At 55.2% G+C, this 24,346-nt stretch carries 22 protein-coding genes; 7 read left to right on the top strand and 15 right to left on the bottom strand.

Annotated features, from left to right (window positions below; translation table 11 throughout):
* Positions 1–137: 137 nt before the first annotated feature.
* From lpxD to rpsB, 11 genes are all read right to left on the bottom strand, one after another.
* Complete coding sequence (gene lpxD, locus JK621_RS21330; protein WP_212557544.1) at positions 138–1,160, bottom strand: UDP-3-O-(3-hydroxymyristoyl)glucosamine N-acyltransferase; 1,023 nt, start codon at positions 1,158–1,160, stop codon at positions 138–140.
* A 3-nt stretch (positions 1,161–1,163) separates the two neighbouring features.
* Positions 1,164–1,661, bottom strand: a complete 498-nt coding sequence (gene skp, locus JK621_RS21325) for a molecular chaperone Skp (protein ID WP_212557543.1) — start codon at positions 1,659–1,661, stop codon at positions 1,164–1,166.
* Positions 1,662–1,820: 159 nt separating this feature from the next.
* A complete protein-coding gene (gene bamA / locus JK621_RS21320; RefSeq protein ID WP_212557542.1) occupies positions 1,821–4,244 on the bottom strand; it encodes an outer membrane protein assembly factor BamA in 2,424 nt (807 codons plus the stop codon).
* Between the two features lie 35 nt (positions 4,245–4,279).
* Positions 4,280–5,635: a sigma E protease regulator RseP gene (gene rseP / locus JK621_RS21315; RefSeq protein ID WP_212557541.1), complete on the bottom strand. Its 1,356-nt coding sequence runs from the start codon at positions 5,633–5,635 to the stop codon at positions 4,280–4,282.
* 28 nt (positions 5,636–5,663) lie between these two features.
* The gene (cdsA, locus tag JK621_RS21310) at positions 5,664–6,512 is read right to left on the bottom strand and encodes a phosphatidate cytidylyltransferase (protein WP_212557540.1); all 849 of its coding nucleotides are present in this window, start codon (positions 6,510–6,512) and stop codon (positions 5,664–5,666) included.
* A 9-nt stretch (positions 6,513–6,521) separates the two neighbouring features.
* Entirely contained in the window at positions 6,522–7,280 is a 759-nt protein-coding gene (gene ispU / locus JK621_RS21305; RefSeq protein ID WP_126528653.1) for a (2E,6E)-farnesyl-diphosphate-specific ditrans,polycis-undecaprenyl-diphosphate synthase, read from the bottom strand.
* Between the two features lie 278 nt (positions 7,281–7,558).
* Positions 7,559–8,755 (bottom strand): 1-deoxy-D-xylulose-5-phosphate reductoisomerase, encoded by a 1,197-nt coding sequence (gene ispC, locus JK621_RS21300; RefSeq protein ID WP_212557539.1) that lies wholly within the window; start codon positions 8,753–8,755, stop codon positions 7,559–7,561.
* 157 nt (positions 8,756–8,912) lie between these two features.
* Positions 8,913–9,470, bottom strand: a complete 558-nt coding sequence (frr, locus tag JK621_RS21295; RefSeq protein WP_041416326.1) for a ribosome recycling factor — start codon at positions 9,468–9,470, stop codon at positions 8,913–8,915.
* A gap of 123 nt (positions 9,471–9,593) precedes the next feature.
* Positions 9,594–10,319: a UMP kinase gene (pyrH, locus tag JK621_RS21290; protein ID WP_004952223.1), complete on the bottom strand. Its 726-nt coding sequence runs from the start codon at positions 10,317–10,319 to the stop codon at positions 9,594–9,596.
* A 272-nt stretch (positions 10,320–10,591) separates the two neighbouring features.
* Positions 10,592–11,443, bottom strand: a complete 852-nt coding sequence (gene tsf, locus JK621_RS21285) for a translation elongation factor Ts (RefSeq protein ID WP_126484830.1) — start codon at positions 11,441–11,443, stop codon at positions 10,592–10,594.
* Between the two features lie 128 nt (positions 11,444–11,571).
* Positions 11,572–12,297: a 30S ribosomal protein S2 gene (gene rpsB / locus JK621_RS21280; RefSeq protein ID WP_004952226.1), complete on the bottom strand. Its 726-nt coding sequence runs from the start codon at positions 12,295–12,297 to the stop codon at positions 11,572–11,574.
* 355 nt (positions 12,298–12,652) lie between these two features.
* Between rpsB and map the strand changes: the two genes are divergently transcribed.
* The 4 genes from map (at position 12,653) to JK621_RS21260 (ending at position 17,589) form a co-directional block, all read left to right on the top strand.
* On the top strand, positions 12,653–13,447 hold the full coding sequence (map, locus tag JK621_RS21275) for a type I methionyl aminopeptidase (RefSeq protein ID WP_212557538.1): 795 nt from the start codon (positions 12,653–12,655) through the stop codon (positions 13,445–13,447).
* Positions 13,448–13,521: 74 nt separating this feature from the next.
* On the top strand, positions 13,522–16,200 hold the full coding sequence (gene glnD, locus JK621_RS21270) for a bifunctional uridylyltransferase/uridylyl-removing protein GlnD (RefSeq protein ID WP_212557537.1): 2,679 nt from the start codon (positions 13,522–13,524) through the stop codon (positions 16,198–16,200).
* A gap of 46 nt (positions 16,201–16,246) precedes the next feature.
* A complete protein-coding gene (gene dapD / locus JK621_RS21265; protein ID WP_212557536.1) occupies positions 16,247–17,071 on the top strand; it encodes a 2,3,4,5-tetrahydropyridine-2,6-dicarboxylate N-succinyltransferase in 825 nt (274 codons plus the stop codon).
* A gap of 128 nt (positions 17,072–17,199) precedes the next feature.
* Positions 17,200–17,589 carry a DUF3461 family protein gene (locus tag JK621_RS21260; protein WP_006318690.1) on the top strand — a complete coding sequence of 130 codons (390 nt, stop codon included), beginning with the start codon at positions 17,200–17,202 and terminating at the stop codon, positions 17,587–17,589.
* Positions 17,590–17,668: 79 nt separating this feature from the next.
* Here JK621_RS21260 and JK621_RS21255 read toward each other — a convergent pair whose 3' ends face one another.
* From JK621_RS21255 to JK621_RS21245, 3 genes are read right to left on the bottom strand one after another with little or no spacing between them, the layout of a single operon-like run.
* Entirely contained in the window at positions 17,669–18,118 is a 450-nt protein-coding gene (locus tag JK621_RS21255; protein ID WP_212557535.1) for a flavodoxin, read from the bottom strand.
* A 30-nt stretch (positions 18,119–18,148) separates the two neighbouring features.
* Positions 18,149–18,922, bottom strand: a complete 774-nt coding sequence (truC, locus tag JK621_RS21250; RefSeq protein ID WP_212557534.1) for a tRNA pseudouridine(65) synthase TruC — start codon at positions 18,920–18,922, stop codon at positions 18,149–18,151.
* The gene (locus tag JK621_RS21245) at positions 18,922–19,251 is read right to left on the bottom strand and encodes a YqcC family protein (RefSeq protein ID WP_164713346.1); all 330 of its coding nucleotides are present in this window, start codon (positions 19,249–19,251) and stop codon (positions 18,922–18,924) included. The genes truC and JK621_RS21245 overlap by 1 nt, the downstream gene beginning before the upstream one ends.
* 183 nt (positions 19,252–19,434) lie before the next feature.
* On the opposite strand from JK621_RS21245, the gene JK621_RS21240 reads away from it, so the two are divergent.
* Positions 19,435–20,673 (top strand): MFS transporter, encoded by a 1,239-nt coding sequence (locus JK621_RS21240; RefSeq protein WP_212557533.1) that lies wholly within the window; start codon positions 19,435–19,437, stop codon positions 20,671–20,673.
* 618 nt (positions 20,674–21,291) lie between these two features.
* Here JK621_RS21240 and syd read toward each other — a convergent pair.
* Positions 21,292–21,843 carry a SecY-interacting protein gene (gene syd, locus JK621_RS21235; RefSeq protein WP_212557532.1) on the bottom strand — a complete coding sequence of 184 codons (552 nt, stop codon included), beginning with the start codon at positions 21,841–21,843 and terminating at the stop codon, positions 21,292–21,294.
* A gap of 63 nt (positions 21,844–21,906) precedes the next feature.
* On the opposite strand from syd, the gene queF reads away from it, so the two are divergent.
* The gene (gene queF / locus JK621_RS21230; protein WP_212557531.1) at positions 21,907–22,752 is read left to right on the top strand and encodes an NADPH-dependent 7-cyano-7-deazaguanine reductase QueF; all 846 of its coding nucleotides are present in this window, start codon (positions 21,907–21,909) and stop codon (positions 22,750–22,752) included.
* A gap of 180 nt (positions 22,753–22,932) precedes the next feature.
* A complete protein-coding gene (gene ppnN, locus JK621_RS21225) occupies positions 22,933–24,297 on the top strand; it encodes a nucleotide 5'-monophosphate nucleosidase PpnN (RefSeq protein ID WP_212557530.1) in 1,365 nt (454 codons plus the stop codon).
* Positions 24,298–24,346: the final 49 nt, after the last annotated feature.

The following is a 24,346-nucleotide window of genomic DNA, read 5'->3' as shown; positions in this document are numbered from 1 at the left end:
TGATGGCATCAACAACACGGCCTGCGCTGCCCCCAATAAGGAGGAAGTCATGCAGGCCGCAAATTAACAACTCTTTGCGCTTTTGGTCTTATGACCAACGCGTTTCGTTTTGTACCCAGCGTAGCGGGCGGCAATGACTAGTCTTTTCCGACTTTTCGTTCGACAGCTTTTAAGCGCTTGCTTATCTCATCGATATTCATCACCAACGCAGCGGTTTTACGCCAAACTTTGTTGGGTTGTAACGGAATGCCCGAAGAGTATACCCCAGGTTCGGTGATTGGTCGCATAACCATTCCCATTCCAGTGACAACAACCTTATCGGCGATCTCCATGTGACCGTTGATCACGCTGGCTCCGCCGATCTGGCAATAGCGGCCGATTTTCAGGCTGCCCGCCATAATCACACCGCCGGCGACGGCGGTATTGTCGCCAATCACAACGTTATGTGCAATCTGGCATTGGTTGTCGATGATAACACCATTGCCGATCTGGGTGTTATCCAACGCGCCGCGGTCAATGGTGGTGCATGCGCCGATCTCGACGCGATCGCCGATAATCACCGTGCCCAACTGGGGGATTTTAATCCAGTCGCCGCGCTCGTTGGCATAGCCGAAGCCGTCAGCGCCAATCACAGTGCCTGATTGGATCAGGCAATGCTGGCCGATCTCGACTTCATGATAAATAGTTACATTCGCCCACAGACGCGTACCTGCGCCAATGCGTGCGCGTTTGCCGATAAAGCAACCCGGGCCGATAACCACGTTATCGCCGAGTACTGCACCTGCCTCGATCACCGCATTCGCCCCGATGGCAACATTCTGCCCCAGAGTCGCAGCAGGCGAGATGACCGCGCTTGGCGCGATATCCTGAGCCGGAGCCGGCGTGGTGTCCATCAGCTGCGCCATGCGCGCGTAAGTCAGATAAGGGTTTTTAACCACCAGCGCCGCAGAACGGCAGTGTGGTAGATCCGCCTCGGTAAGCACTACTGCGCTTGCCAGGCAGGAGGCCAGCTGCTCTTGATAGCGGCTGTTTGACAAAAACGTGATTTGTCCAGCCTGTGCCGAATGCATAGAAGCAATGCCGGTGATGACGAGATCGCCATCACCGTGCAATTGTGCATCCAACTGCTGCGCTAAATCAGCCAGTCGAATTGAAAGCATGTGTTATTTAACCTGTTTCAGCACGTCGGCAGTGATGTCTTTAGAAGTCCCTGCGTAAGCAACTGCGTTAGCATCGATAACGACGTCGTAGCCTTCTTTGCTGGCAACAGATTTCACAGCGTCCTGAATACGGCTCAGGATCTTGTTACGCTCTTCCATCTGACGGCGACGGTTGTCCTGCTCAAAAGCCTGCGCTTTCTGAGAGAACTGCTCGCGCTGAGCCATCACGTCTTTTTCCAATTTGCTGCGATCGCTAGCCTTCATGGTAGCGCCATCACGCTGCAAACGTTGCATCTTGGTCTGAAGGCTACGCTCCATGTTCTGAAGTTCGCCCGCACGGCCTTTGAACTCGTTTTCCAGCTGTTTAGCCACGGTTTCACGTGCTGGCAACTGTTGGAAAATGCTGGAGACGTTAACTACAGCGATGTTATCTGCTGCCTGAACGCCAGCTGAAGCAGCCATTGCTAAACCGAGGCCTGCGGCACACAACCACTTTTTCACTATAAACTCCTTACCATCACCCATTTGTGTCATATGACACTTGAAGTACACAATCTGCCAGACTTATCCCGTGAAACAATGAGAATCATCCCTCTCTGTCCTGGCGGGCATCTGGCATTTGCGATTCTTAATAACTGCTATGCCCAGAAGCGGGACCTGTTACCAGGTCTTGCCAATATTAAACTGGAACTGTTCGGACTTGTCGCCTTCGTATTTCTTGAGCGGGTTGGCGTAAGAGAACACCAACGGACCCAGCGGTGACATCCATTGCAAGGCAATACCGGCAGAAACGCGGATATTGCTCGCTTTACTGTAGTCCGGAATGTCGTAGCCTTGCGTCTTGCTGTTATCCCAGTTGGTATCCCACACTGTGCCTGCATCCATAAACAGCGAGGTACGCACTGAGTTGGCGTATTTTTCGCTGATAAATGGCGTTGGCGTGATCAGCTCCATACTGGCAACCGCCATGGCGTTACCACCCACTGCATCATCCGAATTACAAATGCCCGGACGCGTCGTCGTGTTCCCGCCAGTATATGCGCAATTGTAAGAGTTGGAGTTGTAGTACACCGCTTTCGGACCAATGGTATTCGAACCGAAACCACGAACCGTGCTTGAGCCGCCGGCGTAGAAGTTCTCGTAGAACGGCATCTCTTTACCGCCCAGACCATCGGCATAACCCAGACGACCACGACCCAACAGCACCCAGGTGCGGTCATCGTTGATCGGAACGTACTGCACGCTGTCCAACGTCAACTTGTAGTATTCGTTATCCGACCCCGGAATGGTGACTTTACCATTCAGCGTGGTGCGGTTACCCGACGTTGGGAAATAACCACGGTCCAGGTTGTTATAGGTCCAACCCAGGTTCAACGTGAAGTCATCGGCAGAATAGCTGGCGCGATCGGTGGTGTTCGGGTTCAGCCCCATCGAGTCCAGATAACGCCACATGGCGATCTGCGGCTGCATGTTCGACAGGCCGTTATGCACATAACCCAGGCCGGTACGCAACGAGTTGTTTTCGTTGATCGGGAAGCCCAAAGTACCGTCTATACCGTAACTCTTGTTGGTATAGTCGGACAGGTCCGCATCATCCGCTTTAAAATCGTTGTAGAAGATACGGCCACCCAGGCTAACACCGTCAACGGTGAAGTACGGGTTGGTTACCGACAGCTCGGTGTAGGTCTGGTAGTCGTTCTTGGTGCCGCTGATGCCGACGGAGTAGCCGGTACCCAGCCAGTTGTCCTGCTGCACGCCCGCCTGGAAGCTGACGCCGCTCTCGGTGCCGTAGCCGACGCCGAAGTTGAAGGTACCGGTGTTGCGCTCTTTCACCTTGTAGGTGACGTCGACCTGATCGGCCGTCCCCGGAACGCGCTGGGTTTCCACATCTACCGTTTCAAAATAGCCCAAACGGTTCAGACGTTCTTTACCCTGCTCGACCTGGGCGTTACCCAACCATGCACCTTCCATCTGGCGCATTTCACGGCGCAGTACGGAGTCTTTACTGGTGTCGTTGCCTTCAAACTTGATACGGCGTACGTAGAAACGGTTGCCGGCATCGATATTCACGTGCAACTTGACGGTTTTATCCGTGTCGTTGATCTCAGGCTGAGTGGCAACTCGCGGGTAAGCGTAACCATAACGGCCCAACATCGTTTTGACGTTGTCTTCCATTTTGGTCACTTTACTGCCGTTATACAGCTCACCTGGCTCAACCTTGGTCAACTGGGCAACTTCAGCAGAGTGGCCTGCCAGATTGCCGTTCACCACCACGCCAGCGAGCTTGTACTGCTCACCTTCGGTGATGTTGATGGTGATGTAGATGCCTTTTTTGTCCGGCGTCAGGCTGACCTGAGTCGAATCAATGTTAAAGCGCGCGTAGCCGCGATCCAGATAGAAACTGCGCAGGGTTTCAAGGTCACCCGCCAGCTTTTGCTTCTGGTATTTGCGATCGCCAACCAGGTTCCACCACGGTACTTCATCACGCAGTTGGAAGCGTGAAATCAGCTCATCGTTAGTGAAGGCATGGTTGCCGACAATGTTGATTTGTTGAATCTTGGCGGAAACCCCTTCCGTGAACACCAATTTCAGGTCGACACGGTTACGCGGTAATGGCGTGACTACGGCTTTCACCGAGGCACTGTATTTACCGACGCTGTAGTAGAAGTCTTCCAACCCTTTTTCAATGCTGGAAATCGTGGTGCGATCGAGCGCCTCGCCAACCCGAACGCCAGAGGCCTCCAGGTTTTGCTTGAGCATGTCATCCTTCACCGACTTGTTGCCGGAGAAAGTGATGCTGGCAATGGTAGGACGTTCCTTAACCTGAACAATCAGCGTATTACCATCGCGCAGCACGCGAACGTCCTCGAAGTTGCCAGTGGCAAACAAGGCACGGATGGTATTACTGATATCATCGTCAGTGACGGTATCGCCTACGCGAACCGGCATGTTGAGTAACGCCGCACCGACGGCGACTCGCTGCAGGCCTTCGAAATGAATATCTTTCACTACGAACCCGTCTGCACCGTATACGGTGGCGCTGCCAAACAGCAGCGACGCTATGAGCAACTTTTTCATCGCCATCGTTGTTATGCGTTCTTCCTAACCTATTCTCGCCCCTAAAGACGAGAAAAATCATTGAAAAGTGCAAGACCCATTAAAAGCACCAACACGATCGAACCAATGCGGTAACTGTAGTCCTGTACTCGCTCGGAAACCGGCCCACCCTTCAGCTTTTCTATCGCCAGGAAGAGGAGATGCCCACCATCTAACACCGGTAATGGGAACAGGTTGATGATACCCAGGTTGACACTGATCAACGCGAGAAACATCAAATAATACACAAACCCGACCCCAGCTGACGCTCCTGCTCCCTGTGCAATCGAAATCGGGCCACTCAGGTTGTTCAGCTTTACATCACCGGTTATTAATTTACCCAGCATGTTGACCGTAAGCCGCATAAGCTGCCAAGTCTTGTCCCCGGCCTGATACAGTGCCGGGAAAGGTCCATACTGACGAATCGTCCTATACTCGGCCGGCAGCGGCAGCACTTTCGGAATGATGCCCGCAAACCCCACGCTTTTGTCTTTTCCCACCGGCTTTGTATCCGGTATCAGCGTCAAAGACAAGGGGGCGCCGTTTCTTTCAATCTCTAAAACCAGCGGTTGCCCTGGACCATCGTGGATCCGCTTGACCAACGTTTGCCAACGGCCCAACAGCTGACCATCGACTTTAACGATCCTGTCTCCCGCTTGCAAACCCGCCTTCTGCGCCGCCGAATCCGGCTGCACTTCGGCAAGAACTGATTCTATCTGCGGGCCGCGCGGAATAATACCCAGCGCTACCACGGGATCTTGCTTGTCAGGCTCAAAATTCCACTGGCGTAAATCCAGGGTTTTAGTCACTACCTGCGAAGAACCGAATGGAGCGATACCCACTTCGGTTTCCGCGTCACCGATCTTCGCCACCAGAGCCAAACGAACTGACTCCCAATCAGGCGTTTCGATGCCATCAACGGACTTTAGTTCCATTCCGGGCGAAATTTCGGCTTGTGCGGCAATCGACTGTGGTGATATTTCACCAATCACCGGACGGAAACTGGGCACACCGATAATGAACACCAGCCAATAAGCAAGGATAGCAAACAAGAAGTTGGCGATGGGGCCGGCGCTGATAATAGCTGCGCGTTGCCATATGGTTTTATTGTTGAACGCCTGATGACGGAGTTCCGGCGCAACCGAATCAACCCGCTCATCAAGCATCTTCACATAACCGCCCAGCGGGATCAGGGCAATCACATACTCGGTACCCTGGCGGTCTGTGCGGCGCCATAATGCGCGGCCAAAACCAATGGAAAAGCGTTCAACACGGACGCCGCAGCGACGGGCAACCCAAAAGTGCCCGAACTCGTGCACGGTGATTAAAACACCGAGCGCAACAAGAAATGCGACTAAGTTCCAGAGCACGCTAACCATAATCCCTTCACTCCCCGCCATTGACGGATTAAAACACTAACAGCATCAGGCAGGCAAATACAGGCACTGCTGCGGTCAGGCTGTCGATACGATCCAGTATTCCGCCATGACCCGGGATCAGATGACCACTGTCTTTGATACCCGCTTCGCGTTTGAACATGCTCTCGGTAAGGTCGCCCAGCACTGAGGCCAGCGCGGCGATCACCGAACAAATCAGTAAGGTTGCCGGCACCACATTCAACGGCGCATAACGACCGAACAGCCAGGATATCAATGCCGAGGTAACCAGACCGCCGATTAATCCTTCCCAGGTTTTCCCTGGAGAGACCTTCGGCGCCAGCTTGTGCTTGCCGAACAGCTTACCGAACATATAAGCGCCGGAATCCGCGCCCCAGACCAGCAGCATCACATACAGCAGCCACCAGGCACCGGTGAAGTGATTTTGTTCGTAGCCGAATTGACGCAACGCCAGCATGCCCCAAAAGAACGGCACAATGGTCAACAGGCCAAAGAGCAGGCGAATCGGGCGTGAATTACGCCACAGCGCCGCGGAGCCGGGATAAAACAACACCAGCAGCAGCGCCGCCAGCCACCAGGCCAGTGACAGCCAGAGCGGCCCGCCCACCTGAGGCAAATGGACCGAATGGTGATAGGCTGGAATACTGAGCATCATCAGAGCCAGCAGGAAACCACACAGTATCGCCAACCAGATGCGCTCCGAGCGGGAAGTAAAACCGGCCAATTGGCCCCACTCCCAGGCAGCTAACATGCACACAACGAGCGTTACCAGGGCAAAGCCCATCGGCGGCAGCAAAAACAGCGCCGCGATAACAATCGGAATCAAGATCAGAGCAGTTATGAGGCGATACTTCAGCAAAAGTTCCCCCTAGGACGCATCGGCGCCGTTAGGTGTTGTTCCCCCGAAGCGACGCTCACGTTGTGCAAATGCATTCAGCGCACCTTCAAAGACAAGTTCATCAAAATCAGGCCAGAGTACATCAGTAAAGTAAAGCTCGGCATAAGCAATTTGCCACAGCAAGAAGTTACTGATGCGATGTTCACCACCGGTACGGATAACCAGATCCACCGGCGCCAAATCGTTCATGCAGACCCGCTCGCCCAATAACTCTTCGCTGATTTGATCCGGACGCAGCAAACCACCCTGCACCTGCTCAGCCAGATCCCTTACTCCCTGAATGATATCCCAACGACCACCGTAGTTGGCGGCGATGTTGAGTGTCAGGCCATCGTTATTTTCTGTCAGTTGCTCAGAGCGACGGATCCGCTCCTGCAAACGCGTGCTGAAACGGCTGATATCGCCGATCACCCGCAGTCTGACGTTATGTTTATGCAGGCTTTTTACTTCACTATCCAAGGCACGGACAAAGAGCTCCATTAACGCGGAGACTTCCTGTACCGGACGATTCCAGTTCTCGCTGCTGAAGGCATAAAGCGTGAGTGCATCTAAATGGTTGTTGGCGGCAAAACTGACCGCGCGACGTACCGATTTCACCCCTGCTTTATGACCGAAGACACGTAACTTGCCCTGACGTTTAGCCCAGCGCCCGTTGCCGTCCATAATAATGGCGACATGTCGCGGCCCAAAGACGGACGGATTAGCCTCTTGTTGATTTGCGGACGACATAACTCGTACTTATTTCCTCAATAGAAATACAACTGCCCTTCCGGAACATCAGGCCCTTACGCGCAAAAAAAGCCGTGTGCCCGACACGGCTTTTCAGTCTGCCCCCGCACACCCGGCGATATCCGGGGCGCTATCGGCATCCGAGATGCCAATCAGGCCATAATTCAACGGTATAACCGCCGACAGGTGGCGCAGACTATACCACCTCAGCCGGGCATGAACAAACAGCCCCACTGCGGCACGCGTAATTTACGAACAAAATAGGATAATAGCCGGTATCAACCACGCAGTGACTTCACTACCCCAACGGCAGCCTCACGGGCCTGACGATCTATGTCTAAGACCGCGTCAATACAGGACGGTTCCTGCAAAGACAACCGTTCGACTACTTTTTGGTTCACTGCCGCAATATCGGTAAAGCGAATCTGCTCTTGCAGGAAGGACGCAACGGCCACTTCGTTAGCCGCATTCAGCGCGGTAGTTGCCGCCTGGCCGGCATCAAAGGCGTCAATCGCCAGATAAAGGCAGGGGTAACGCTCCCGTTCTGGTTCGGCAAAGGTCAGAGAACCGATACGGCAGAAATCCAGCGCTTCCACGCCAGAGCTGACCCGCTGCGGATAAGCCATCGCGTGGGCGATTGGCGTACGCATATCCGGCGTGCCCAACTGGGCCAACACGCTGCCATCAGCATAGCGCACCATTGAATGAATCACCGACTGCGGATGCAGAATCACTTCCATTTGTTCAGCCGAAGCGTTGAACAGCCAACGGGCCTCAATATATTCCAGTCCTTTGTTCATCATGGTGGCGGAATCCACCGAGATCTTGCGCCCCATTGACCAATTAGGATGGGCGCAAGCCTGGTCCGGCGTCATTGTGGCAAACTGATCCAACGGCGTAGTACGGAACGGGCCGCCGGAACCGGTAAGCACAATGCGCGAAACACCATGTTCGACCAATGAAGAGTATCCCAACTGACGCTGAATGCTTTCAGGCAAACTCTGAAAAATCGCGTTATGCTCGCTGTCCAGCGGCAATAGCTGCGCCTGGCTCTTTTGCACCGCGTCCATAAACAGTCGGCCACAGGTTACCAGCGACTCTTTGTTCGCCAGCAATACCTGCTTGCCGGCGCGGATCGCCGCCAGCGTCGGCAGCAGCCCGGCAGCGCCAACGATAGCAGCGGTGACCTGATCGACATCATCCAGCGCCGCCAACTCGCAGGCGGCCTGTTCACCCGCCAGCACCTCAGTGCCAACGCCGTTTTCCGCCAGTACGGCACGCAGTTCACGCGCAGCGCCTTCGTCCGCCATCGCAGCATAAGCCGGGCGAAACTCCATACACTGTTGCGCCATCATCGCCACATTGCGGCCTGCAACCAGCGCTTTAATCGCAAAACGGTCGGGATTTTCCCTGACCACGGCCAGGGTGCTGGTTCCCACTGAGCCGGTGGAACCAAGAATAGTCAGTTGCTTCATGAGTTCACTCTGAATAACTGTCTGATGAGATCGGAGGTGTTCCAGTGTGTAACCTTGGCCACCGCTTGTCCATGATCAATCAGTACGATGAAACGGGATCTGCGCCACAAAAAACAAAGCGCCGCCCAGGCGACGCTTTTTTTCTGCGCGATGCTGATTAGAAATCCATCAGCTCTTTTTCTTTATCCGCCAGGGCGGCATCCAGAAGTTTGATGTAAGCATCGGTCAGTTTTTGAACGTCGTCCTGTGAACGACGATCTTCGTCTTCGCTGATTTCTTTGTCTTTCAGCAGCGCTTTAACTTTGTCGTTGGCATCGCGGCGAACGTTACGCACGGCCACGCGGCCCTGCTCGGCTTCGTTGCGCACAACTTTGATCAGATCTTTACGACGTTCTTCGGTCAGAGGAGGAAGCGGAACGCGGATCACGCTGCCTGCTGAACTTGGGTTCAGGCCGAGATCTGAAGACATGATGGCTTTTTCTACCGCTGAACCCAGAGAACGATCAAACAAGTTGATGGCCAGGGTGCGGGAGTCTTCTACGGTCACGTTAGCCAACTGACGCAGCGGCGTGGCAGAACCATAGTATTCCACCATGATGCCGTCCAGGATGCTTGGAGAAGCACGGCCGGTACGGATTTTGCTGATTTGGGTTTTGAATGCTTCTACGCTTTTTTCCATGCGTGAGTCAGCATCTTTTCTGATTTCATTAATCACGTTGCGAACCTTTAGAAACGGGTTACTTGGCAGGCTATACATCAGTATAGCCCGTGAATTTTACTTGAGGAAAGCGCTCAACGCACAGCATTGCCCGCTCCCGCTAAATTTGGCAGAACAGCTTTATTTGCTGATCAGCGTACCTTCGTTTTCACCCATCACTACGCGGCGCAATGCGCCCGGTTTGTTCATGTTGAATACGCGAATCGGCAGACCGTGATCGCGGGCCAGCGTAAACGCCGCCAGGTCCATCACTTTCAGCTCGCGCTCAAGCACGTCCTGATAGGTTATATGTTCGTACAGCGTCGCATCCGGGTTTTTAACCGGATCGGCGGAGTATACGCCATCGACTTTGGTCGCTTTCAGTACCACGTCGGCTTCAATCTCAATCCCACGCAGGCAAGCTGCTGAATCGGTGGTGAAGAACGGGTTGCCGGTACCGGCAGAGAAGATAACCACGCGGTTATTACGCAGCAGGCTGATTGCCTCGGCCCAGCTGTAGTTGTCGCACACGCCGTTCAACGGGATGGCCGACATCAGGCGGGCGTTCACATAGGCACGGTGCAGTGCATCACGCATAGCCAGGCCGTTCATCACGGTAGCCAGCATTCCCATGTGGTCGCCCACTACGCGGTTCATTCCGGCCTGCGCCAGACCCGCGCCGCGGAACAGGTTACCGCCGCCAATCACTACACCGACCTGAATTCCCAGTTCGACCAGCTCTTTAACTTCCTGAGCCATGCGATCCAAAACGCTGGCGTCGATACCAAAACCTTCTGCACCTTGCAGGGCTTCGCCACTCAGTTTGAGCAGAATACGCTGATATACGGGTTTTGCATTGGTTGCCATGGTGTTCTGTCCTAAGAAGCAGTATTAGTATTGGGGATTTCAGCCGATGAAGCGCGCCTGTGCTGAGTATAGCGCCACAGGGCTTGCCACCGGTGTAATTCTGGCTGGATAGAATGGAACCGCCTGACGGCGGCTCCATTATACCCTTCATCTTTCACGTTGCCGCTGCGTTGGCTGCCTTCACTTACCCCAGTCACCTGGTGAACCAGGCTCCTGGGAGTTCGCTCAGTTGCCGCCTTGCCGCACCGCGAAATCTATCGGGTATACAGTCATTAAGACTGTTTGCTCATTGCTGCAACTTCAGCAGCAAAGTCATTTTCAACTTTCTCGATGCCTTCGCCCACTTCGAAGCGGATGAAGTTAACAACGTCAGCGTTGTGCTCTTTCAGCACTTGGCCAACGGTCTTGCTTGGCTCGATAACGAAAGGTTGACCGGTCAGAGAAACTTCGCCGGTGAATTTCTTCATGCGGCCTTCAACCATTTTCTCTGCGATTTCTTTCGGCTTGCCAGACTGCATGGCGATGTCCAACTGAACCTGGTACTCTTTTTCTACCACTTCAGCAGACACGTCTTCAGGCTTCACGAATTCAGGTTTGCTAGCCGCAACGTGCATGGCAATTTGCTTAACCAGTTCTTCGTCAGCGCCTTTAGCGGCAATCAGAACGCCGATGCGCGCGCCGTGCAGGTAGCTGCCCAGCACTTCGCCTTCCAGGGAAGCAACGCGACGGATGTTGATGTTCTCACCGATTTTTGCAACCAGCGCTACACGTTCTTCTTCGAACTGTGCTTTCAAGACGTCAACATCAGTGATTTTGCCTGCAACAGCGGCTTCCAGCACTTTGTCTGCGAATGCCTGGAAACCGGCATCTTTAGCAACGAAGTCAGTCTGGCAGTTAACTTCCAGGATCACGCCGTAGTTGCCTTCGATCTTGGTTTTGATCACGCCGTCAGCAGCTACGTTGCCTGCTTTTTTCGCTGCTTTGATCGCACCGGACTTACGCATGTTCTCGATTGCCAGCTCGATGTCGCCGTTAGATTCGACCAGAGCTTTTTTGCAATCCATCATGCCAGCGCCAGTACGCTCGCGCAGTTCTTTTACCAGGGCAGCGGTAATATCAGCCATTTCTTTTTCCTCGGTTATCTCGCACGGAGATAGTTCTCATTCAGATAAGCAAAAGGGGCCTATTTAGGCCCCTCTAACCAACATATTCAATACCTGGTTAATAAGGGCTCTGTGACGAGCTTGCCTTATTATTCAGCTTCTACGAAGCTTTCTTCCGCCTGAACGGCCAGATCTTGAGAACGACCTTCACGGACGGCGGCAGCAACGGCAGTCAGGTACAATTTGATTGCACGGATTGCATCGTCGTTACCAGGGATGATGAAGTCAACGCCGTCTGGATCAGAGTTGGTATCAACGATAGAGAATACCGGGATACCCAGGTTGTTGGCTTCTTTGATCGCGATGTGTTCGTGATCTGCATCGATTACGAACAGAGCGTCAGGCAGACCACCCATGTCCTTGATACCACCCAGGGAGTTTTCCAGCTTGGCCAGTTCGCGAGTACGCATCAGCGCCTCTTTCTTGGTCAGCTTGTCAAAGGTGCCATCTTGAGACTGGATTTCCAGATCTTTCAAACGCTTGATTGACTGACGAACGGTTTTCCAGTTAGTCAGCATGCCGCCCAACCAGCGATGGTTCACGAAGAACTGGTCGCAGTTGTTAGCATATTCTTTTACCGCTTCGCTTGCTGCGCGCTTGGTACCAACGAACAGGATCTTGCCTTTGCGGGAAGAGATCTTGGTCAGTTCAGCCAGTGCTGCGTTGGCCATTGGTACGGTTTTTTCCAGGTTGATGATGTGAACCTTGTTACGTGCGCCGAAGATGAAAGGCTTCATTTTCGGGTTCCAGTAACGGGTCTGGTGACCAAAGTGTACACCGGCCTGGAGCATGTCGCGCATGGAAACAGTTGCCATGATTAAACCTCTATAGATTAGTTGGGGTTATGCCTCCACGTATCCCATAACGCCGACCCCGACGGTGATAAATCACCTCAGAGCACCCCGGTGTATGTGCCGATACGTGTGTGTTATTTACACAATGTGAGTGCAGTTAAAGTATTTTCGGCTTTTTCCGTCATCGTCACAAGGACCAACTTACGGATCGCCGGCGCGCTTTATACCATAAACACGCCACCGACACCAACTTTAGTTGCGTTTCCCGGGCCGCCGAGAAATCAAATTTGGCAGCCTCTGGCCGGGCTGATACCATAAGAGACTGCTTCTTATTTCTTTCTGTTGTCGGCGAGCACGACACCTGCGGACGAATTTCATGGCGATATCAATTAAAACACCTGATGACATCCAAAAAATGCGCGTGGCGGGCCGTCTGGCCGCCGAAGTGCTGGAGATCATCGAGCCGCACGTCAAACCTGGCGTGACCACCGGCGAACTGGACCGTATCTGTCACGAGTACATTACCAACGAACAACAGGCCATTTCCGCCTGCCTCGGCTATCACGGCTTCCCGAAATCCGTGTGCATCTCGGTGAACGAAGTGGTGTGCCACGGCATCCCGAGCGATGACAAGGCGCTGAAAGACGGCGATATCGTCAATATCGACGTGACCGTCATTAAAGACGGCTTCCACGGCGATACTTCCAAGATGTTCATCGTCGGCAAGCCGACTATTCTGGGCGAGCGGCTGTGTCGCGTCACCCAGGAAAGCCTGTATCTGGCGCTGAAAATGGTGAAGCCGGGTATCCGCCTGCGCACCCTGGGCAAAGAGATCCAGAAATTCGTCGAAGCCGAGAATTTTTCCGTGGTGCGTGAATACTGCGGTCATGGCATCGGCGAAGTGTTCCACGAAGAACCGCAGGTGCTGCACTATGACGCCGATGACGGCGGCGTGGTGCTGCAGGCCGGCATGGCGTTCACCATAGAGCCGATGGTCAATGCCGGTGACTACCGCATCCGCACCATGAAGGACGGCTGGACGGTAAAAACTAAAGATCGCAGCTTGTCGGCGCAGTATGAGCATACTATTGTGGTCACAGATAACGGCTGCGAGATAATGACGTTGCGCAAGGATGACACCATCCCCAACATCATTACGCACGAGATGTAAGCGCCGCGGCGTTCTGCCGCGATGCATGATGTCACAGGCCGGCTTTTGCCGGCCTTTTTTATGGGCTGCGTACTATGTCTGAAAATTTTCGCGAACAGAGCAACCCGGTCATTGAGCAACAGGCCGTACCGAAGCAGCCTGAGTATCCCAATGCCTATGGCGATGAAGAGATTAATTGCGTTGCGCTGAAACTGCGTCTTGAACAGTTTCAGCTGTGGTTGGCGGCCGCGTTCAACGCCGGCTCCAGCGCCGAAAGCCTGGTCGCGGCCCGCAGCGACTTTATCGATCGCCTGCTGCGTCGTCTGTGGATTTTTTACGGTTTCGAGGATATCCCGGAAACCGCTCTGGTGGCGGTCGGCGGCTATGGCCGCGGCGAGTTGCACCCGCTGTCGGACATCGACGTGCTGGTGCTCAGCCAGCGCCGCCTGAGTGAACAACAGTCGCAGCGCGTGGGGGAATTTATCACCCTGCTGTGGGATCTGAAACTGGAAGTGGGCCACAGCGTACGCACGCTGGAAGAGTGCCTGCTCGAAGGGCTGGCGGACCTGACCGTGGCCACCAACCTGATTGAGTCGCGCATGATCTGCGGCGATGTCGCGCTGTTCCTGCAAATGCAAAAACACATTTTCAGCGACGGTTTCTGGCCCTCCCCTCAATTTTTCCATGCCAAGGTGGCTGAGCAGCAGGAACGTCACCAGCGCTACCACGGCACCAGCTATAACCTGGAACCGGACATCAAGAGCAGCCCCGGCGGCCTGCGGGACATTCACACCTTGCTGTGGGTGGCGCGCCGTCACTTCGGCGCCACCTCGCTGGACGAAATGGTCGGTTTCGGTTTCCTCACCCAGGCCGAACGCAACGAGCTCAATGAATGCCAGAGCTTCCTGTGGCGTATCCGCTTCGCCCTGCATCTGGTGCTGCCGCGTTACGACAACCGGCTGTTGTTCGATCGCCAACTCAATGTGGCGCAATTGCTGCGCTATGAGGGGGAAGGCAACGAACCGGTTGAGCGCATGATGAAGGATTTCTACCGCATGACGCGCCGCGTCGGCGAACTGAATCACATGCTGCTCCAGCTGTTCGACGAAGCGATACTGGCATTGGACGCCACGGAAAAACCACGCCCGCTGAACGAGGATTTCCAGCTGCGTGGCAATCTGATCGATCTGCGTGACGAAACGCTGTTTATCCGCCAGCCGGAAGCTATCATGCGGATGTTTTACCTGATGGTGCGCAACCGCGAAATCAAAGGCATTTACTCCACCACCGTACGTCAGTTGCGCCACGCGCGCCGCCATCTGAAACAGCCGCTGTGCAACATTCCAGAAGCGCGCGATCTGTTTATGGCCATTCTGCGCCATCCGGGCGCAGTCGCGCGCGCGCTGGTGCCGATGCATCGCCACAGCGTGCTGTGGGCCTATATGCCGCAGTGGGGCAAGATCGTCGGGCAAATGCAGTTCGATCTGTTCCATGCCTATACCGTCGACGAACACACCGTTCGGGTTCTGCAAAAGCTGGAAAGTTTCGCCGATGCAGAAACGCGGCCACGCCATCCGCTGTGCGTGGAGCTCTATCCGCGCTTGCCGAATCCGGAATTGCTGCTGCTGGCGGCGCTGTTCCACGATATCGCTAAAGGCCGCGGCGGTGACCACTCAATCCTCGGCGCACAGGATGCGCTGGAGTTCGCCGAGCTGCACGGCCTGAATTCGCGTGAGGCCCAACTGGTGGCCTGGCTGGTGCGCTGCCATTTGCTGATGTCGGTGACCGCCCAGCGCCGCGACATTCAAGACCCCACGGTTATCCAGCAATTCAGCGCTGAAGTGCAGAGCGAAACCCGCCTGCGCTATCTGGTTTGCCTGACGGTGGCCGATATCTGCGCCACCAACGAAACCCTGTGGAACAGTTGGAAACAGAGCCTGTTGCGCGAGCTGTACTTCGCGACAGAAAAGCAGTTGCGCCGCGGCATGCAAAACAGCCCGGACTTGCGCGAACGCGTACGCCACCACCGCCTGCAGGCGCTGGCGTTGTTGCGCATGGACAATATCGACGAAGAGGCGCTACACCGCATCTGGAGCCGCTGCCGGGCCGACTACTTCCTGCGCCATTCGCCCAATCAACTGGCCTGGCACGCCCGCCATCTGCTGGCCCATGACTCCACCAAACCGTTGGTGCTGGTCAGCCGCCAGGCGACACGCGGCGGTACCGAAATCTTCATCTGGAGCCCGGACCGCCCTTACCTGTTTGCCGCCGTGGCCGGCGAGATGGACCGCCGTAACCTGAGCGTGCATGACGCGCAGATTTTCACTAACCGCGACGGCATGGCGATGGATACCTTCATCGTGCTCGAACCGGACGGCAGCCCGCTGGCTCAGGACCGCCACGCGGCGATTCGCCACGCGCTGGTTCAGACCATCACCCAGCGGGAATATCAGCCGCCGCGCGTGCGCCGGCCGTCCTCCAAGTTACGCCATTTCAGCGTGCCGACCGAAGTCAGCTTCCTGCCGACGCATACCGATCGCCGCAGCTATCTGGAACTGACCGCACTTGACCAGCCCGGCCTGCTGGCGCGGGTGGGCGAGGTATTCGCCGATCTCGGCCTGTCGCTGCACGGCGCACGCATTTCCACCATTGGCGAGCGAGTTGAGGACTTATTTATTCTGGCCGACAGCGATCGACGCGCCCTGAATCAGGAAACGCGCAGAAAGTTGGAACAACGGTTGACAGAGGCCCTCAATCCAAACGATAAAATGTGATACAAGTAACCTTTTCGTAGACAACAACATCAGGACAGAGAACAGCATGCAGCAATTACAAAACGTTATTGAAAACGCCTTCGAACGCCGCGCGGATATCACCCCGGCGAACGTAGACACCGTAACGCGCGAAGCGGTAAACCAGGTGATCGGCCTGCTGGACAGCGGCGCCCTGCGCGTTGCCGAGAAGATTGACGGTCAGTGGGTAACGCATCAGTGGCTGAAAAAGGCCGTGCTGCTTTCTTTCCGCATCAACGACAACAAAGTGATGGACGGTGCCGAAACCCGTTACTACGACAAAGTGCCGATGAAGTTTGCTGATTACGACGAAGCGCGCTTCCAGAAAGAAGGCTTCCGCGTGGTGCCGCCGGCGACCGTTCGCCAGGGCGCATTCATCGCACGCAACACCGTATTGATGCCGTCCTACGTGAATATCGGCGCTTACGTTGACGAAGGCAGCATGGTCGATACCTGGGCTACCGTGGGTTCTTGCGCGCAAATCGGCAAAAACGTTCACCTGTCCGGCGGCGTCGGCATCGGTGGCGTACTGGAACCGCTGCAGGCCAACCCGACCATCATTGAAGACAACTGCTTCATCGGCGCACGTTCAGAAGTGGTTGAAGGCGTGATCGTCGAAGAAGGCTCCGTGATCTCCATGGGCGTTTACCTCGGCCAGAGCACCCGTATTTATGACCGTGAAACCGGCGAAGTGCATTACGGCCGCGTCCCGGCCGGCTCGGTGGTGGTTTCAGGCAACCTGCCGTCCAAAGACGGTTCTTACAGCCTGTACTGTGCGGTCATCGTCAAGAAAGTCGACGCCAAAACGCGCAGTAAAGTCGGCATTAATGAGTTATTGCGCACCATCGACTAAATTAAAACAGCGGGTGATTAACCCGCTATTTTTTTGTCTTCAGTACGCGAGCAGTCACAGTCTCTGGCACGGTTTTTCGCCATAATCCCAGACCGTGGAATAAAGTCTATTTATAAGGTGGCGCTATTATGTATGACAACCTGAAAAGCTTGGGAATCAATCAACCGGAAGATGTCGATCGCTATAGCCTGCGTCAGGAGGCCAATAACGACATTCTTAAGATTTACTTCCGCAAGGATAAGGGCGAGTTCTTTGCCAAGAGCGTGAAGTTCAAATATCCGCGCCAACGCAAAACCGTGGTGGCGGATAACGCCGGCCAGGGTTACAAAGAAATTCACGAGATCAACCCGAACCTGCGTTACGTTATCGATGAACTGGATCAGCTGTGCCAGCGCGATCAGGTTGAAGTGGATCTGAAGCGCAAAATTCTTGATGACCTGCGTCATCTGGAAGGCGTAGTATCCCACAAAATTGCCGAGATCGAATCCGATCTGGAAAAACTGACCCGCGGGAAATAAGCTACAACTGTAGGGGCGCAGCATGCTGCGCCCGCATCAATCGGTGCGAATGTATTCGCACCCTACAGGCGACGGAATGCTATTTCAGCAGCGTGCCCCATTGCTCAACCCACGGGCAGGAAACCACTTCCGGCTCAGGCTGTTCCATCGCATCGATCTCCAGCACCTCACCCACGCGGGTTGCTCCCTGCTCTTGCAACAGTGCGTCAAAAGCACGTCCGGCGCCGCAGAAATTGTCGTAGCTGCTGTCACCGAGTGAAATCAATCCATAACGCAGTTCCGGCTGATAGCCGATTTGATCGCGGAGGGCATGAAACAGCGGCGCAATGCTGTCCGGTAAATCGCCCTGGCCGGTAGTGGAGGTCACCACCAACACATGGTGCTGGCGGTAAAATTGCCAGGCCTCGAGCGTGCCTTCTTCAAACAGTTTGACTTCATGACCCTGTTCGCTAAGGATATTTTCCGCCTCTTCCGCCACCAGCAGTGAGTTGCCGTAGACCGTTCCCACGAAGATTCCAACCTGAGCCATTGCTCCTACTCCCTCAATTACCTTTAAAAATTACCCGTTATCCTGACCGTTAGCCGCACTAAACTCAACCCCGGCGAGCTCAGGGAAAAACCCTGCCCAACCAAACTGCGACATGACTCCCTGCCAGGGTTCGTCCCAGCGTGCGGAAAGAGACAATGGCTCACAGGTCACAGGATGGTTCAACTGCAGGTGGCTGGCGTGCAACATCAAGCGCGGGCAGCCGAAGTGCTGGGCCATGCCGCGGTTCTGACGCAGGTCGCCGTGCTTGCTGTCACCAATGATCGGATGACGAAGATGCACCATATGGCGACGCAACTGATGCTTGCGGCCGTTTTCCGGCTTCAGCTCCAGCAGGCTGTAGCGCGCACTGTCATAACGGCCAATGGCGACCGGCATCTCCACCTGCGCCAGCGGCCGGTAGTGGGTGACCGCCGGCTGCGGGCCTTTATCGGCCGCGGCATGCTTGTCGGCGATTTTGTCCAGTTCTTCCGTTAACGGGTAATCGAGGGTCGCCCCTTCCTGCACGTAGCCGCGTACCACCGCATGATAGGTTTTCTGCACCTGGTGTTGCTCGAACTGCTGCGACAGCAGGCGCGCGACCTCGCTGGACAACGCCATCAGCAGCACGCCGGAGGTCGGGCGGTCGAGCCGATGCACGGTAAACACGTGCTGACCGATCTGGTCACGCACCGTCTGCATCATAAACCGGGTTTCATGACGATCCAGCCAACTGCGATGCACCAGCCAGCCCGATGGCTTGTTCACCGCCACCAAGTGCTCATCCTGGTAAAGGATCTCAATCATTATTGCGGTTCTTTATTCAACATAAGATCCAAACGTTCCAGCAGCACCAGCAGCGGCATGCAGTTCGGATCCTTATCTTTCAGCGCCTCTTCAAAATAAGGCGTAATGGCGAAACGCGTCGGCAGTGGCGCATGCGCATCCAGTAGCGCGTACATCCGCGGCAGAAATACCCATTGCAGCCACTCTTCGGCCAGCATGCTGTCTACGCAGAAGGGTTCGGTGCTGGCGAAGGCTTCAGGCTCGGGCGGCGTGGCTTGCCACAGCGCCAGCTCTCGCATTGACTGTTCAATCGCCTGCAAACTAAGGCGAACCTGATTTTGTATACTCATCTGCATTCCCGATCCGTTTAAACCATGATATTCAGCGGCGTGGCTGAAAGGCGGCAAAGCATAGCATTTTACCCTTTATAGCCCAAATTCGGCTGAGTTGATGATATCGACCGATTTGATCTGGTGGCGCCCGCCGCCACACGGCACAATGAGCTCACCGAATAAACCTCAAAGATTAGACACATGCCTGCAATCACACCAATAAAAAATCATGCTACGCCCGGCAAAGCCATGCTGGCTTCAGTCACCGGCTACGCGATGGACGGCTTTGATCTGCTGATCCTCGGCTTTATGCTGCCGGCCATCAGCATCGAACTGGGGCTGAGCTCTTCCGCAGCCGGTTCGCTGGTTACCTGGACGCTGATCGGCGCCGTATTGGGCGGCGTGATTTTCGGCCACCTCAGCGATCGCTTTGGCCGCATCCGGGTACTGACCATCACCATACTGATGTTCTCCCTGTTTACCGGCCTGTGCGCTCTGGCGCAGGGCTACTGGGATTTGCTTGCCTATCGCACGCTGGCGGGGATCGGACTGGGGGGCGAGTTCGGTATCGGCATGGCGCTGATAGCCGAAGCCTGGCCGGCGGAAAAGCGCAACCGCGCCTCTGCCTATGTTGGCATGGGCTGGCAGCTTGGCGTACTGGCGGCGGCTTTCCTCACTCCGCTGTTGTTGACGCATATCGGCTGGCGCGGCATGTTTCTGGTCGGGTTGCTGCCGGCAATGGTGTCATTCCTGATCCGCCGCACGCTGGGCGAGCCGGAAGAGTTCGTGCGCCAGCAAAAGAGTGGCCAGCAACTCTCCTTCACCCAGCGCGTAAAACTGCTGTTTAAAGACCGGGCCACCGGCAAAGCCAGCATCGGCATTTTCATTCTGTGCTCAGTGCAGAACTTCGGGTATTACGGGCTGATGATTTGGATGCCGACCTATCTGGCAAAAAATTTCGGTTTTTCGCTGACCAAGTCTGGCCTGTGGACCGCGGTAACGGTGCTCGGCATGACGCTGGGTATCTGGCTGTTTGGCGTATTGGCGGATCGCTTCGCCCGCTGGAAGATATTTATTGTCTATCAGATTGGCGCAGTGGTAATGGTCGTGGTCTATGCGCAACTTAGCGACCCTATGTGGATGCTGTTCGCCGGCGCGCTAATGGGGTTATTCGTCAATGGCATGATTGGCGGCTACGGCGCGTTGATCTCCGATACCTACCCGGTCCAGGCGCGCGCTACCGCACAAAATATTCTGTTTAATCTCGGGCGCGGCGTAGGCGGCCTGGGGCCGTTGGTGATTGGGGCATTGGTTACGCAGGTTTCCTTCACTGCGGCAATCAGCCTGTTGGCGGCGATATATCTGTTGGATATTTATGCCACGCTGTTCCTGCTGCCGAAAAAGCAGGGCAATGGCGATACGCTGGGAGCTATTGGTTAACACTGCCGAAGAGTTCGAGACAGGTTAAGTATCTTCGATACTTAAGGTACAAACTGCCATAAAAAGTTGGGGGCACTGTATTAACAGTGCCCCCGGTTCGTTTTATAGCAGTCCCGCTACACAGTGTGCTCCCTGCTCAATCCTTGAAAACTTTTCCTGCGGCCATCCTGACCCAACCATCCTTGCTCTGTCCTGCAGCATCATCCTGACGCGGTTCCTTAGTCTTCATGACCCGCCAACCATCCTGTGCCGGCTCTCTATCTCCATCCTGGAGGTGTCCCTGGTTTCAATCCTGAAACATCCTGGGCATCTCCTGACGCCGTCCTTCGCTCTTCACTGAGCGCGTCCATTTCTTCTTCCTGAAGCCGCATCATCCTGACGCTTTCCTGCTCCACCGTATCCGTGCCGGTAACCATAAGATCGCTTAATTATCCCGGCTTCACAAGGGATTGGAGAAAGGATGACGGGAAATTAACGCTAAGAGTTATCCTAAAGCAAATCTAACCAATTGATCTGGATAACAATAAAACCAACTCAGGCTTTCGGCCGGAAAAAATTAAAAGCGATCTCTCACAGCCCGTGTGAGAGATCTCGCACACGGACAATGCTCTACAACCGTCAAACACTCAGCAGTGGGCGCAATGCATCGAGGAAATTCCCCAGCGAGGCCGCCAGCAAGGTGCGTTTATCGCTGCCGAATTGTTCCAGTACGACATTGCCGCTGACGTTGCACAGCGAGACCAGAGTCATCTCTGATTCAGTGGTTGCCAGGAATAGCGTCGGCGACAACTTCAGGCGTTTTTGCGTCACCAGATGGCCGATCAAATTCTCCTGTAAGCGAATAAAATCGTCTTCGCTCCACACCTGCAGCAGGGTGATATAATGCTCACCAAACTGCGCTCTCATATCACCCGCATACTGCTGGGTATAAAACAGGCCAATGTCTGGCTGCAACCGCAACTCGAGCGCGGCTTCCACCTTTTCCAGCGTCGCCGCAGGGGCGAACGGTTGCGGCAACCACAGCACTTCATCCTCACGGTTTTCTACAATGCAAGGTGAGGGTACGCCGTACAAGTCCAGGCTTGCCGGCGCATGACCGCGCTCCTGCTGCCAAAGATCGACATAGCGCTGAGTGAAATCACGCAGAGCGTGCGGTACATCATGGTCCATATTTCTTCTCGCATACGGTAAACTGAAGGCTATTGTACCTATCTATTACCGAGGTGACAGCAGATGTCCTCCTATCAAGACCATCACGCCCTGTCGGAACTGACTCTGGGCAAACCTACCGCGTACCGCGATCGCTACGACGTTCAGCTGCTGCAGGCGGTGCCGCGCAGCATGAACCGCGAACCGCTGGGTTTGTATCCGGACAGCCTGCCGTTCCACGGTGCCGATATCTGGACGCTGTATGAGCTCTCCTGGCTGAACGACAACGGCTTGCCGCAGGTCGCGGTGGGCGAGATTAGCCTCAACGCCAACAGCGTCAACCTGATCGAATCCAAAAGCTTCAAGCTTTATCTTAACAGCTTTAACCAGACCCAATTTACCGACTGGGAGACGGTGCGCAGCACGCTGCAACGCGATCTGTCCGCCTGCGCGCAGGGCGAAGTCAGCGTCGCCCTGTTCAGCCTCGATCAGGTGGAAGGCAGCCCGATCGCCCGGTTGGAGGGAGAATGCATCGATCATCAAGACATCCGTATTGATAACTACGAGTTCAACGCCGATTACCTGCTGAACGCTACCGGTACCCGTCAGGTTGAAGAGCAATTGGTCAGCCACCTGCTGAAGTCAAACTGCCTGATCACCAACCAACCCGACTGGGGGTCGGTGCAAATCCAGTATCGTGGCGCGCAAATCGATCGTGAAGCGCTACTGCGCTATCTGGTGTCCTTCCGTCACCACAATGAATTCCATGAACAATGCGTTGAGCGCATCTTCAACGATCTGATGCGCTATTGCCGGCCAGAGAGCCTGTCGGTGTATGCCCGCTACACCCGTCGCGGCGGGCTGGACATCAATCCCTGGCGCAGTAACCTTGACTTTGTTCCGTCGCATGGCCGTCTGGCGCGCCAATAGTGCGAAGCATTGCTCAACAACTAAGCTAACGAACGGTTTGTATTGGTAAAAATCAGGGGACGGCGGTAAGGTTAAGAAAGGCTGCGGCCAGTCATTGACCGCAGTGCGCCAACAATAACGAGATGCTGTTCTGCTGCGTATGGATTACTACTGCCCCGTTTCGGGTGCAAAGGAGTTACCTTGATTACACACATCAGCCCGCTTGGCTCTATGGATTTGCTGTCGCAGCTGGAAGTAGACATGCTGAAGCGCACCGCCAGCAGCGATCTGTACCGTTTGTTCCGCAACTGTTCGCTGGCCGTGTTGAACTCCGGCAGCCAAACCGACAACAGCAAACAGCTGCTTTCACGCTATGAAACCTTTGATATCAATGTCCTGCGCCGTGAGCGCGGGGTCAAACTCGAACTGGTGAACCCACCGGAAGACGCCTTTGTCGACGGCAGAATTATCCGTTCTTTGCAGGCCAACCTGTTCGCCGTGCTGCGCGATATCCTGTTCGTTCACGGCCAGATCGACAGCGCCGGCCGTTTCCAGCATCTGAACCTGGAAAACTCGGCCCACATCACCAACCTGGTGTTCTCCATCCTGCGCAACGCCCGGGCGCTGCACCTCGATGAAGATCCGAATTTGGTGGTGTGCTGGGGCGGCCACTCCATCAATGAAAATGAATACCTGTACGCCCGTAAGGTCGGCAGCCAGCTTGGCCTGCGCGAGCTGAATATCTGCACCGGCTGTGGGCCGGGAGCGATGGAAGCGCCGATGAAAGGCGCCGCTGTGGGCCATGCGCAACAGCGCTACCGCAACAGCCGTTTTATCGGCATGACCGAACCTTCGATCATCGCCGCCGAGCCGCCTAACCCGCTGGTCAATGAGCTGGTGATCATGCCGGACATCGAAAAACGTCTGGAAGCCTTTGTGCGTATCGCCCACGGCATCATCATCTTCCCGGGTGGCGTCGGCACGGCGGAAGAGCTGCTGTATCTGCTGGGTATTTTGATGAATCCGGAAAACAGCGAACAGGTATTGCCACTGATCCTCACCGGGCCGAAAGAGAGCGCAGATTATTTCCGCGTTCTGGACGAGTTCATCATGAACACCCTGGGTGACGAAGCGCGCCGTCATTACACCATCATCATCGACGATCCGGCCGAAGTGGCGCGGCAGATGAAAAAAGCCATGCCGCTGGTGAAAGAGAACCGTCGCAACACCGGTGATGCCTACAGTTTTAACTGGTCGATCCGCATCGCGCCGGACCTGCAACTGCCGTTCGAACCGACCCACGAGAACATGGCGAACCTCAATCTGTATCCGGACCAGCCGGCGGAACAACTGGCCGCTGCACTGCGCCGCGCGTTCTCCGGCATCGTTGCCGGCAACGTGAAGGAAAACGGCATTCACGCCATCGAACAGTTCGGCCCTTACAAGCTGCACGGCGAACCGCAGATGATGAAGCAAATGGACAGCCTGTTGCAGGGCTTTGTCGCCCAGCACCGCATGAAGCTACCGGGCAGCGCCTACGTGCCCTGCTATGAGATAGTCGCCTGACCCCAACTCCGGGCGGCGCAACAGCCGCCCTTCTTTTTTCTGACCTTGC

This window comes from Serratia plymuthica (assembly GCF_018336935.1).
In the GTDB taxonomy this organism is placed as follows: Bacteria; Pseudomonadota; Gammaproteobacteria; order Enterobacterales; family Enterobacteriaceae; genus Serratia; species Serratia plymuthica_B.
Note: the sequence above shows the minus strand (reverse complement) of the source record. Positions and strands in the feature narration are given on the sequence as shown.